Below are 13,738 nucleotides of genomic sequence, written 5' to 3' on the forward strand. Positions count from 1 at the left end.
TATTTTCATCAAAAAATTTTTTAATTTTTAAAATAAATATTTACCGTCTTAAATGCAAATCTTCAATCAGTATAGAATACCGAGAGATATTTTTTTTCTTTAAATAATCTAATAATTTACGGCGTTTAGAAACCATATTTAAAAGACCTCGACGACTACAATGATCTTTTTTATGTTTATAAAAATGCATTTGAAGGTGATTAATTTGAGTCGTTAATAATGCAATTTGAACCTCTGTTTTTCCACTATCTTTTATGTTTTGTCCGTATTTTAAAATAATTTCTTTTGTGTCTATTGCACACAGAGACATATAATACTCCATATATGAAAGTAATATTTAATTCATTACATAATTTAATTAACTTATCTAAAAATAATATCATGCTCATCTTAAATTTAATAGTATATAACTTAATTAGTACATAGTAGAAAGTAATCGATGTGGTATTAATAATTCTTCTGTAATCTTTCCTAATCCAATAAATTTTTTATGTTCTTGTTCTATTACACGTACTAAACTATTTTTAACTTTGGAATAAAAATTTAATGTCTGTCCTAATTTAAAATAGTATGATTGCTGAAAAGAAAGATATATTTTTGGCAAAAAAGATACAGGACTATCTATAGGCATTAACAAATGATCAATTTTTTTAAAAAGATTGATATCTTTATTTTTTTCTTTATTTAACAGTTCATACAAATGAGACATTTTCACTAATTTATCATAAGAATATGATGCTATCTGCAAACGCCGTAGAAAAATTACATGAGCCCCACAACCCAACTTTTCTCCTAAATCTTCAACAAGCGTTCGAATATATGTACCCTTTGAGCAAAGTACTTGAAATTCAATTAAATTATTTTCTTGAGAAATATGATCAATGTTATATATTGACACTTCTCTTATACTACGCTTAATATTTAAACCTTTTCGTGCATATTTATATAAAGGTATACCATTAAATTTAATTGCCGAATACATTGAAGGAATTTGATTGATGACACCAGTAAGTTCTTTTATAGATGCATCAAGATGAAAAGATGTGAATGAAACAGGACGTTTTTGTATTACAATACCATAAGAATCAGACGTAGACGTTTTTTCTCCTAATTTTGCAATTACATGGTATCGTTTTTTAGATTCTGTTAAATAACTGGAAAATTTTGTACATTCTCCAAAACAAATTGGCAACATTCCTGTTGCTAAAGGATCTAAAGTACCAACATATCCTGCTTTCTTTGCATTAAAAATAAACTTTACTTTTTGTAAAGCGTAATTAGAAGACATCCCTGGAGGTTTATCTAATAATAACAATCCATGAATATTGCGTTTTTTTTGAAAAAACATCTATCTATCCTCTTCATACTCTATTTTTTGTTCACAATATATAATGTATTTTCATTATTTTTTTTCTAAATTATTTAATAGCATTGATATATAATTACCTTTTAATAAAGAATCATCATGATAAAAAATAATATTTGGTATAATGCGCAATCTCATGTTTTTACATAATAATTTCCTAATATAACCTGAAGTTTGATTTAAAATTATTAAAAATTTTTTTATATTTAATTTTTCTTCAATATTGAAAAAACTAACAAATACTTGAGCATGAGATAAATCTTTAGACATTTGTACTTGAGAAACTGTTACAATTCCTTTAATACGAGGATCTTTTAGTGAATGTTGTATAATTATAGCAATTTTTTTTTGTAATTCTTGTGCAATACGTACAGATCGATTAAAAGTTTTATCCATTATTATATTACCAAATAAATTTTTTATAAAAAACATGTTTGTATTTATAAAATTCTTTTAATTTCTTTCATTTCAAAAACTTCTATAATATCTTTAACACGTATATCATTATAATTTTTTATTCCAATACCACATTCTAATCCGTTACGTATTTCATTAACATCTTCTTTAAAACGACGTAAAGATTCCAATTCACCTTCGTATATAACTATGTTATCTCTCAATACGTGAACTGGATTATTACGTTTAATTACACCTTCAATAACCATACAACCAGCAATTAAGCCAAATTTAGGAGATTTAAAAGTATTTCTAACTTCAGCTAATCCTATAATATTTTGTTTATATTCAGGTGATAAAAGACCTGTCATGGCAGATTTTACTTCATCAATTAAATCATAAATAACTGAATAGTAACGAAGATCTAAATGTTCTGTATTAATTATTTTTTTAGCAGAAGAATCAGCTCTAACATTAAATCCTAAAATAATAGCATTTGAAGCAACAGCTAAAGAAGCATCTGTTTCTGTAATTCCACCAATGCCTAATCCAATTATTTTCACTTTGACTTTATCATTAGATAATTTTAACAAAGCACCTGAAATTGCTTCTAAAGAACCTTGCACATCAGATTTAAGAATAATTTTAAGTTCTGAAATATCGTTTTTATTAATGTTATCAAACATATTATCTAGATTTATTTTATTTTGATTCATTAATTTTTTTTCACGAGATTTTTCTTTTCGATAAGATGCAACTTCTTTTGCTTTTTTTTCATCACGCACTACAGTCACTGTATCTCCGGAAAAAGGTACTTTTGATAATCCTAAAACTTCTACTGGAATTGATGGCCCTGCATTCAACACTTCTTCTCCAGATTGATTACGTAGAGCTTTAATACGACCATATTCACAACCACATAATATAATATCTCCTTTGTGTAAATTACCTTTTTGAACTAATACAGTGGCTATAGGTCCTCGACCTTTATCAAGAAAAGACTCAATTACGATACCTTCTGCCATACCAGTAGGTACTGCTTTTAATTCTAATATTTCTGCTTGTAATAAAATTATATTTAATAATGTATTAATACCTTTTCCCGTCTTTGCAGAAATAGGAACAAATATGTTATCACCACCCCATTCTTCTGAAAGAATATTATATTTCATTAAATCATTTTTTACTTTATCAATATCTGAATCTATTTTATCAATTTTATTAATAGCAACAATAACTGGTACATTAGCTTCTTGTGAATGATGAATAGCTTCAATAGTTTGTGGCATCACTCCATCATCTGCAGCTACAACTAAAACAACGATATCAGTTATTTTGACTCCACGAGATCGCATGGCAGTAAAAGCTGAATGCCCTGGAGTATCTAAAAAAGTGATAGATCCTAAATCAGTATTCACATGATAAGCACCAATATTTTGTGTAATACCTCCAGCTTCATAAAAAGCTGTTTTCGTTGAACGAATGTAATCTAATAACGATGTTTTTCCATGATCAACATGACCCATTATAGTTACTACTGGTGCTCTAATAGTAGAAATGCTATTTCCTATATCACGATCTTTCATAATCATTTCTTCTAACATATTTTCTCGATGCAGAATAACTTTATGACCCATTTCTTCAGCAATGAGCTGAGCTGTGTCTTGATCAAGAATATGATTAATATTTCCTATAATTCCAATATTCATCATGCTTTTAATTAACTCAGAACTTTTTATGGCCATTTTGTTCGCTAAATCAGACACAGAAATCATACCGCTAATTACAACATCTCTATTGATAATAGATTCGGGTTTTTTAAAAATTTGTTGTAATAAAATAGGTTTATTTTTTTGTTTGATATTTTTTTTCTGACGATTAGAAATTCGAATTTCTTCTTTATGATGTTTTCCATTATTAAAATTTTTATTATTTTTTTTCTGACGGTAATTTTTTGCAACTCGATTATAATTTCTTTTATCTTTTTCCATATCTCTATCATCATCGTCTTCAGCTTGACGAGCATGCAAAAATGTTGTCAAATGATAATCTTTTTTTTCTTCTTTATAAGATTTTCTAATATCTATAATTTCTTTTGTTCTTTTTTTTTCATTTACATTGCTAAAATTATATTCTGCATTTTTTATTTTTTTATTTTTTTCATCTTTACTAAAAACATTTAAATTTTTCGATTTATTTATTTTTTTTGAATTTAAAGGTTCTGTGTTAATTGGATTAAATGGTAGTATTTCAATCTTGTTTGTATATTTTTTTTCTGGAATATTATTTTCTATTAATGTTTTTAAAGTATTTTTTTGTTTATTTTTTAAAAACGCTTCCTTTTGAAGCGAAGATGTATTCGTACCGGAGATATTTGATAAAGTCGTAGTTTCAAATTTGTTATTTTTTATATAAGTTCTTTTTTTTCTAATTTCTACTTGTATAGATTTATTTTTTCCACTAATCGTTGATACACTTAAAGTGCTACGTGTTTTTCTTTGTAAAATTAAAGTATTTAAAGAAGATTTCTTTATAGATTCTAAATGTTTTAATAAAATATTTTTTTCAATTACACTAATTTGATCATTTTCATTTTTTACTATACCTATACTAGATAATTCTTTTATTAGTTCTTTAATTGATATTTTTATTTCATGAGATAAAACTTTTAAGCTTATATCTGTCATACTATTTCTTCCTATTATCAGACTTTACTACCAAACCAACAGATATTACGAGCAGTCATTATTAATAAACCAGCTTGTTCAGAATTTAAACTTTTAATATCAGTTAAATCATCTATCCCTTGATCAGCTAATTCTTCTAAAGTAAATATATTTTTTTCAGCTAATTGTAAAGCTAGCATTGAATTCATACCATTAATATTTAATAAATCTTGTTCTGTTTTTTTTTCTTGTATTTTATTTTTTTGATCTAATTCGATTAGACGCAATCTACTTTTTGCACCTTCACGTACTAATTTTGCTTCTTCTCTAGTCAAATTATCAATTTCTAACAACTCATTAAATGGTACATAAGCTAATTCTTCAAGAGAAGAAAAACCCTCTTTCACTAAAAGTTTAATAACATTTTCGCTAATATTTAGATTTTTTTTAAAAGTATTAAAAGCCGCATGAGCTTCTTCTTGATGTTTATAATGAAGATCTTCTGTAGTCATAACATTTAACTCCCAACCACTAATTTGAGAAGCTAAACGAACATTTTGACCATTTCGACCAATAGCTTGTGCTAAATTTCCAACATCTACAGCTATATCCATGGTGTGATGATCTTCATCTACAACAATTGACGCAACATCAGCAGGGGCCATAGCATTAATAACAAATTGAGCAGGATTATCATCCCATAAAATAATATCAATACGTTCACCACATAACTCACTTGATACTGCTTGTACACGGGCTCCTCTCATTCCTACACAAGCCCCTACTGGATCTATACGTTTATCATTAGTTTTTACTGCAATTTTTGCACGAGAGCCTGGATCACGTGCAGCAGCCTTTATTTCTATAACTTCTTCACCGATTTCTGGAACTTCTATTCGAAATAATTCAATTAGCATTTCTGTTTTTGAACGACTAATAAATAATTGAGCACCACGAGCTTCTGGATACACTCCATACAAAATACCACGAATACGATCACCAGGACGAAAATTTTCTCTAGGTAACATACCTTCTCGTAAAATTAATGCTTCAGCGTTATTACCTAAATCTAAAGTGAGATTGTCTCGATTAATTTTTTTTACTATACCAGTAATTATTTGACCTACATATTTGCGAAATTGGTCCACTAACATTGCTCTTTCTGCTTCACGTACTTTCTGTACAATTACTTGTTTTGCAGTTTGAGTAGTTATTCTATCAAAATTAACAGATTCCATTTGATCTTCTATATAATCATGTAACTGAATTTTTTCACCTTCAAAACAAGCTGCTTCTAAAGTGATTTCTCTAGTAGGTTGAGTTACCACGTCCACCACCATCCAACGTCTAAAAGTAGTAAAATCTCCAGTTTTTCGATTTATACTAACTCTAACATCAATTTCTTGTTCATGTTTTTTCTTAGTTGCTGTTGCTAAAGCAATTTCCAAAGCTTCAAAAATTTTTTCGCGAGGGAGAGATTTTTCATTAGAAACAGCTTCTACAACAGCTAAGATTTCTTTATTCATATTAGAGCACCTCAAAATAAAAACTTTTAAAATGAGTAATAATTCATTTTGCATGTATTAATTACAAAAAAATAATTTTTAAATTAAATAATTAACACACTAATTTTTATGAAGTAAGAGTGTATATAATTAATTATTATTTAATATTTAAAGAATTGTTAATATTACATAAAATGACAATAATCCTTCTAATAAAAAACCCCGAAAGTTCGGGGTTTTAGGCAATATCACCCTGTATATTAAATTGTTAATCTAAAAATTTTAAATAAAAATAAGTAGTACCGAGGATGGGATTTGAACCCATATGCTTATTTAGCACTATCCCCTCAAGATAGCGTGTCTACCAGTTTCACCACCTCGGTATAGAAAATTTATTATTAAAATCAAGATACAGCATTATATATTTTATTAAAAATTAATGAGGTATATCAGAATTTGATAATTTTTTATCTAATATAATTTTATTATGTATATTATTTTTTGTACTATTTTCTAAAAAAAAATCTGGTTCCATTTTTCTATTATTAATATTACACAATATAACGCTTGTTAATAAAAACAAAAAAGAAAAGATACTAATAATATTAGTAATAAAACTATTAGAACTAATACCACTAAAAGATTTAGCATTATTTTTGTTATTCACATTGAATGTATTACTAAATCCTTTTCCCGGTTGTAATAAAATTAAAAAAATTAAAGATAAAGAAATAAAAATAAAAAAAATTAAAAAAAAACAATACATAAAAAATTATTTCCTTTTTCATAAAATATAAATTATTTATAAAATATTCATTTTGAATAAATAATTTATATATAAAATGATTACATATAAATTATCTATATTATTTTGTTTAAATAAATACAATTTTTCTATTATAATCTATAAACTATATTACTATAACATCGATGTATTCTGACTACTGAAATTTTTTTAAATAAACTTTAATTAATTTAACATCTAATAATTATAAATAATATTCAGATAATAAAATATACATTAAATTAATTTAATCTTTTCTGCAATATCGTGAGCTAATTTATGAACTTTTAAATAATTCTCACCTTCAACCATAATTCTAATACACGATTCTGTACCAGATTTACGAAGTAAAACTCGACTATTACGGCCTAAAATATTTTTATATTCAGAAAGAATTTTTTTTATTGTTGGTTCTTCTTCTAAATTGACATCTTTTTTAAAAAAAACATTTAATAATATTTGAGGAAAAAGTTTTATTTCCTTCAATAAATGATTTAAATTCATATTATTATTAATCATACTTGATAAAACTTGAAGACTAGCTATGATACCATCACCAGTAGAGTGCTTATCAGATAAAATAATATGTCCTGATTTTTCTGCTCCCAACATCCATTTTTTTTCTTGAATCTTTTCATATATATTACGGTCTCCTATTTGTGCTGAACAAAAAGGGATACCAATCTTTTTTAAACTTAAAACAACTCCCATATTAGTCATTAAAGTACCTACTACACCTCCATTTAACTGTTTTTTTCTTAAATATTCTTTAGCAATAATATAAATTATTTGATCACCGTCTATTTCATTACCTAGGTGATCAATCATAATAACACGATCTCCATCACCATCAAATGCCAAACCAATATCTGCTTTTTTTGATATAACTAATTCTTTTAATTTTAAAGTATTAGTAGATCCTGAATTTTTATTAATGTTTATTCCATTAGGCCGAATTGCACAAGTAATTATTTTTGCACCTAAATCTTGAAAAATCTTAGGCGCAACTCTATACGTTGATCCATTAGCACAATCTAAAGCAATAGTCAATTTAGATAAATTTAAATTTTTAGAAAAAGTATTTTTACAAAAATTAATATACTGATTTTCAGCATCAAAAATCTGATGAGAATAACCAAAATAAGTAAAATCAAGATCAAAATAAGTATGTAATATCTTTTTTTCTACAGAAAGTTCAATTTTTTTAGTTAACTTGATTCCATTTTTATCAAAAATTTTTATTCCATTATCATTAAAAAAATTATGAGAGCCAGAAATCATAACACCTGCAGAAGCATTGTAAAATCTTATTAAATAAGCTATTGCTGAAGTAGGTATGCAATCAGTTAATAAAGTAGATACTCCTGTTGATAAAATACCAAACTCTAAAGCAGACTCTAACATAGATCCGGAAATACGCGTATCTTTTCCTATAATAATCTTTTTAGTTTTATTTTTTCCTAAAACTGTTCCAATAGCACGTCCTAATTTTAATAAAAAATCTGGTTTAATCGGATTTTTTCCTACTTTTCCACGTATACCATCTGTTTTAAAATATTGCAAATCACTCATAATAATTTTATTCCTGTATTATTCAAATACGATTAAATTTGCAATAAATATAATAAAATTTATTTTTCTTAAAAAAATAAGATGAAGCTATAATCTTATTACTTCATCTTATTTTTATGCATATCAAATGAACTAATCTTAAAAAGAATAAATTAATATCTTTTATATTAAATTGTTTTCTAAACATATATAAAATATATTTATATTGCTAATTTTTTAAAAAAATTATTTATTTATATCTATCTCTTTCCATCCCTTTGGTTTACGTACTTCACGTCTTTCCATCAAATCATCAATTTGAAAAGCATCAATAGTTTCATATTTTATTAATGCATCTTTCATAGCGTGTAATATATCAATATTTTCATTCAAAATATTTCGAGCCCGTCTATAATTAATTTCAATTAATAGTTTTACTTCTTCATCAATAATTCTGGCTGTTTCATCAGACATATGCTTAGCTTTTGATACTGAACGACCTAAAAACACTTCTTCTTCTTCTTCAGAATACAATAAAGGTCCTAATTTGTCTGAAAAACCCCATTGAGTTACCATATCACGTGCTAAATTTGTAGCTACTTTAATATCATTACAAGCCCCAGTAGAAACATTTTCAGGACCATAGATAATTTCTTCCGCTAAACGACCGCCATATAGAGTTGATATTTGACTTTCTAATTTTTGACGGCTAACACTAAGTATATCTGATTTCGGTAAAAAAAACGTTACGCCTAATGCTCGCCCTCTTGGTATGATAGTTACTTTATGTGCAGGATCGTGATCAGGTACTAATCTCCCGATAATAACATGACCAGCTTCGTGATATGCAGTTGACTCTTTTTGAAAATCACTCATAACCATTGATTTTCTTTCAGAACCCATCATCATTTTATCTTTTGCTCTTTCAAACTCTAACATAGATACTACACGATTGTTTAGTCTAGCAGCAAAAAGAGCTGCTTCATTAACTAAGTTAGCTAAATCAGCCCCCGAAAAACCAGGAGTACCACGTGCAATAATCATAGGATCTACATCTTTAGACAAAGGTACTTTTCTCATATGTACTTTTAAAATCTGTTCTCGTCCACGAATATCTGGAAGAGCTACAATCACTTGACGATCAAAGCGACCTGGACGTAATAAAGCCGGATCTAAAACATCAGGTCTGTTAGTAGCAGCTATTAAAATAATCCCTTCATTACCGTCAAAACCATCCATTTCTACTAACATTTGATTAAGTGTTTGCTCTCTTTCATCATGCCCACCACCTAATCCAGCACCCCTTTGACGTCCTACTGCATCAATTTCATCAATAAATATTATACATGGTGCAGATTTTCTTGAATGTTCAAACATATCTCGTACTCTAGAAGCACCTACTCCAACAAACATTTCAACAAAATCAGAACCTGAAATGGTAAAAAAAGGTACTTTAGCTTCTCCAGCAATTGCTTTTGCAAGAAGTGTTTTTCCAGTTCCAGGAGGACCAACCATTAATATACCTTTTGGAATTTTACCTCCTAATTTTTGAAAACGACTAGGTTCTTTAAGATACTCAACTAATTCACTCACTTCTTCCTTGGCTTCATCGCATCCTGCAACATCTTTAAAAGTAGTTTGAATTTGATCTTCTGAGAGCATACGTGCTTTACTTTTTCCAAATGACATTGCACCTTTCCCGCCTCCCATTTGCATTTGTCGCATGAAAAAAATCCATACACCGATTAGTAATAACATGGGAAACCAAGAAATAAAAACAGAAATAAGAAGACTTGGCTCTTCAGGAACAGAACCAATAATCTTAACATTTTTTATTAAAAGATTATCTAATAATTTAGGATCATTAATAGGAATATAAGTGGTATATTTACTACTATCTTTTTTGGTAACGCTAATCACACGTCCATTAATATAAGCTTCACGTACTTGATCTTGATTGACCTCTGACAAAAAAGTAGAATAATCAACTCTATGATTATTCACATCATTAGTATTGAAATTTTGAAAAATAGACATTAATACAACTGTAATAACCAACCAGAAGATCAGGTTTTTAACCATGTCACTCAAGGGAACAACCTCTCATTGAATCTATAATATTTAAAAACAACACAGAATGTTGTAATGCTTATCTGGTTGCTAAAATGAATATTTCTCGAGATCTTGTTCGAGAAGTTTTAGGTTTACAAATTTTAACTTTGGAAAATAATATTTTAATTTTTTTATAAAATTCATTAAAACCTTCTCCTTGAAATCCTTTTAATAAAAAAACACCATTTTTAGATAAAACATAATCTGATATTTTTAATGCTAACTCACATAAATTAATAATACGAGGCATATCAATAGAAAAATTTCCTGTTATGTTAGGTGCCATGTCTGACATAACTAAATCTGGTTTAATGTTATTTAAAGAATTTAACATTAAATTTAATACTTTCTTATTAGAAAAGTCTCCTTGAAAGAAATTAACACCTGTTATAGGCTTCATAGGTAATATATCACAAGCGATAACACATCCTGTTTTACCTATTCTATGAACTGCATATTGTGACCAACCTCCAGGAGATGCACCTAAATCAATAACATTCATACCAATTTTAAATAATTTATAACTTTTATCTAATTGTTCTAATTTAAACCAAGCCCTTGAACGTATTTTATTTTTTTGTGCTTTCTTGACATATTGATCTTGAAAATGTTCTAATAACCAACGCCTAGAACTTTTTGTTTTTTTTTGAGAAATCATATTGTCATAATTTTAAAATTTATTTTTTAATATACTTAATTTAAAAACAGTGTAATCAAAAGATTGCATATCTATATATAGTCAATTTTTAAAATTTTATATTCAACTTCACCACCTGGTGTACATATAATTACATGAGTATTACTTTTTTTTCCTATAAGACCCCTTGACATTGGAGAATTAATAGAAATTAAATTTTTTTTAAAATCAGCTTCATCATCACCTACAATTTGATAAGTAAACTGATCATTGTTTTTTATATTTAAAACTGTCACAGTAGAACCAAAAACAACTTTTCCGTTATTAGATAATTTCGTTATATCTATAATTTGAGAATTAGATAATTTTGCTTCAATTTCTTTAATACGCCCTTCACAAAAACTCTGTTCTTCACGAGCAGAATGATACTCAGAATTTTCTTTTAAATCACCATGTTCTCTCGCTTCTGCAATTGCAGCAATAATACGAGGACGTTTAATACTCTTTAATTGCTGCAGTTCTTGACGAAGTTTTTCTGCACCTCTTGCGGTCATTGGAATTAAATTAATCATATGAAACATACTCCATGATTTTTTCTTATTGAATATTGTAAAAATAATTTCATTTATAAAATAAAAATATTTTTTAAAATTTAAAAAAATGTTAAAATTTTAATTTATATTCTTAGTAAAATATATATTTTTTTTTTATAAAATTGTATCTTTCCTGCAATTTTTTATTAATATATCTTATTATATTTTTTATAAAACTAAATTAATTTTCTATAGATGATAAGATGTATATTGAAAACATATTTAAACAGGATAATGTGAATATTTCGAAACAAATCTATTTTAAAGTAAAAAATATAATTTATCAAAATTTTAAAAAAATTTAGTGACATCTTTTTATATTCTGTATTTACAGTGTTTAATAATATTCTTTATTCATAATAAAAAAATTCATTTAAGTATTTTCATACAATTTTAACACTAATTTAACATTTCATTAAAAGTATATTCAAAATGGACAATCAAGATATAAAGTTATTACTTATTAAAAAATTAAAATTACAAAAAGCTTATGTTACAGGAGATAGTAATCATATTAAAATTCTTGTCATAGGAGATATATTTAAAGGAATTAGTCAAGTAAAAAGACAACAAATAGTTTATACACCTTTAATAAATATGATTACACAAAAACATATCCATTCTGTATCTATTATGTCTTATACAATTGAAGAATGGAAAATAAAAAATAAAAATATGGATCATTCTGAATATGCATAATAAGAAAAAAAATTTTATATCGATAAAATAGAGATTTGTTAATAAATGAATAAATTATGCATAGAAGGTGATAAAAAATTAAATGGCAGTGTTACTATTTCTGGTTCTAAAAACGCTGCATTACCCATTTTATTTATGACTATATTAACAGAGGAAAAAATTAAAATAAGCAATGTTCCTAATTTAACAGATATTAATATAGCACTTCAGTTACTCGTATATCTAGGAGCAAAAGTAAATTATAAAAAAATATTATCTATTGACACAAGCTTTATAAATATTTTTTCTGCTCCATATGATCTTATAAAAAAAATAAGAGGTTCTATCTGGATATTAGCACCTCTTCTAGCAAGATTTGGACAAGCTAAAATATTTTTACCTGGAGGGTGTAAAATAGGTAGTAGGCCTATAGATTTACATTTAAATGGTTTAATAAAATTAGGAGCAACAATTGATTTAAAAGATAATTGTATTAACGCTTTTGTAAAAGGACGTTTACAAGGGAAACATATTTTAATGGAAAAAATAAGCGTGGGTGCTACTATTACTATTATGAGTGCTGCTACCTTAGCTCAAGGTTTAACTGTTATTGAAAATGCAGCACGCGAACCAGAAATTATTGATATAGCAAATTTTTTAAATACTTTAGGTGCTAATATTATTGGTGCAGGCAGTAATAAAATATTTATTAAAGGTGTGTCAAAACTAACTGGTGGTCATCATCAAATAATTCCAGATAGAATTGAAACAGGAACTTTTTTAGTAGCTGCAGCAGTATCTAGAGGATGCATCACTTGTCATAAAACTGAACCAAAACACTTAAAAAGTGTACTAATAAAACTCACTGAAGCGGGAGCACATATTCAAACAGGAAAGGATTGGATTAAATTAGACATGAGAGAGAAACAACCTAAAGCTTTAAATATTTGTACTTTGCCTTATCCAGGATTTCCAACAGATATGCAAACTCAATTTGCCTTATTAAATACAATTGCTAAAGGAATAGGTACAATAACTGAAACTATATTTGAAAATCGTTTTATTTATATTTCAGAATTAATTAATATGGGAGCTAAAATAAAAATTAAACACAATAGTATTGTATCTAATGGAATACCACAATTATGTTCTTCTAATGTTTTTTGTACCGACTTGAGAGCTGCAGCAACATTAGTATTAGCAGGATGTATTGCTATAGGTATAACAATAGTCAATCAAACTTATCATCTTGTTCGAGGATATGAATCATTTCCTAGTAAATTAAACAAATTAGGAGCTAATATAAAAATTATATAAATGTAATTTATCTTATTTATAAGTATGTAATAAATCCTTTTATTAATACATATTTTTATAAATATTTTTTATATTAATTTTAACTAAATATTTATTATTTATTATGAAAATAATACATAAAGGTACAAATACT

The 13,738-nt window shown here is 26.6% G+C and carries 12 protein-coding genes and 1 tRNA gene; 2 read left to right on the forward strand and 11 right to left on the reverse strand.

The window, feature by feature from the left end; translation table 11 throughout:
• Positions 1-40 precede the first annotated feature (40 nt).
• The 11 genes from rpsO to greA all read right to left on the reverse strand — a co-directional run bounded on the left by rpsO (position 41) and on the right by greA (position 11,586).
• Positions 41-310: a 30S ribosomal protein S15 gene (gene rpsO / locus AB4W64_RS01920; RefSeq protein WP_367677818.1), complete on the reverse strand. Its 270-nt coding sequence runs from the start codon at positions 308-310 to the stop codon at positions 41-43.
• A 105-nt stretch (positions 311-415) separates the two neighbouring features.
• Entirely contained in the window at positions 416-1,348 is a 933-nt protein-coding gene (truB, locus tag AB4W64_RS01925) for a tRNA pseudouridine(55) synthase TruB (protein WP_367677819.1), read from the reverse strand.
• A gap of 54 nt (positions 1,349-1,402) precedes the next feature.
• A complete protein-coding gene (rbfA, locus tag AB4W64_RS01930) occupies positions 1,403-1,762 on the reverse strand; it encodes a 30S ribosome-binding factor RbfA (RefSeq protein ID WP_367677820.1) in 360 nt (119 codons plus the stop codon).
• Between the two features lie 44 nt (positions 1,763-1,806).
• On the reverse strand, positions 1,807-4,449 hold the full coding sequence (infB, locus tag AB4W64_RS01935; protein ID WP_367677821.1) for a translation initiation factor IF-2: 2,643 nt from the start codon (positions 4,447-4,449) through the stop codon (positions 1,807-1,809).
• Between the two features lie 17 nt (positions 4,450-4,466).
• Positions 4,467-5,954: a transcription termination factor NusA gene (gene nusA, locus AB4W64_RS01940; protein ID WP_367677822.1), complete on the reverse strand. Its 1,488-nt coding sequence runs from the start codon at positions 5,952-5,954 to the stop codon at positions 4,467-4,469.
• A 279-nt stretch (positions 5,955-6,233) separates the two neighbouring features.
• A tRNA-Leu gene (locus AB4W64_RS01945) sits at positions 6,234-6,316 on the reverse strand.
• 53 nt (positions 6,317-6,369) lie between these two features.
• A complete protein-coding gene (secG, locus tag AB4W64_RS01950; RefSeq protein ID WP_367677823.1) occupies positions 6,370-6,699 on the reverse strand; it encodes a preprotein translocase subunit SecG in 330 nt (109 codons plus the stop codon).
• Between the two features lie 255 nt (positions 6,700-6,954).
• Entirely contained in the window at positions 6,955-8,289 is a 1,335-nt protein-coding gene (glmM, locus tag AB4W64_RS01955; RefSeq protein WP_367677824.1) for a phosphoglucosamine mutase, read from the reverse strand.
• Positions 8,290-8,514: 225 nt separating this feature from the next.
• Positions 8,515-10,350: an ATP-dependent zinc metalloprotease FtsH gene (gene ftsH, locus AB4W64_RS01960; RefSeq protein WP_367677825.1), complete on the reverse strand. Its 1,836-nt coding sequence runs from the start codon at positions 10,348-10,350 to the stop codon at positions 8,515-8,517.
• Positions 10,351-10,417: 67 nt separating this feature from the next.
• Complete coding sequence (gene rlmE, locus AB4W64_RS01965; RefSeq protein ID WP_367677826.1) at positions 10,418-11,038, reverse strand: 23S rRNA (uridine(2552)-2'-O)-methyltransferase RlmE; 621 nt, start codon at positions 11,036-11,038, stop codon at positions 10,418-10,420.
• Between the two features lie 71 nt (positions 11,039-11,109).
• Positions 11,110-11,586 (reverse strand): transcription elongation factor GreA, encoded by a 477-nt coding sequence (gene greA / locus AB4W64_RS01970; protein ID WP_367678296.1) that lies wholly within the window; start codon positions 11,584-11,586, stop codon positions 11,110-11,112.
• 456 nt (positions 11,587-12,042) lie between these two features.
• Between greA and AB4W64_RS01975 the strand changes: the two genes are divergently transcribed.
• Both AB4W64_RS01975 and murA read left to right on the forward strand, forming a co-directional pair.
• Positions 12,043-12,309: a BolA/IbaG family iron-sulfur metabolism protein gene (locus AB4W64_RS01975; protein WP_367677827.1), complete on the forward strand. Its 267-nt coding sequence runs from the start codon at positions 12,043-12,045 to the stop codon at positions 12,307-12,309.
• Between the two features lie 45 nt (positions 12,310-12,354).
• Positions 12,355-13,605: a UDP-N-acetylglucosamine 1-carboxyvinyltransferase gene (gene murA, locus AB4W64_RS01980; RefSeq protein ID WP_367677828.1), complete on the forward strand. Its 1,251-nt coding sequence runs from the start codon at positions 12,355-12,357 to the stop codon at positions 13,603-13,605.
• Positions 13,606-13,738 lie beyond the last annotated feature (133 nt).

Source organism: Buchnera aphidicola (Brachycaudus tragopogonis) (assembly GCF_964059175.1).
Classification (GTDB): domain Bacteria; phylum Pseudomonadota; class Gammaproteobacteria; order Enterobacterales; family Enterobacteriaceae; genus Buchnera; species Buchnera aphidicola_BM.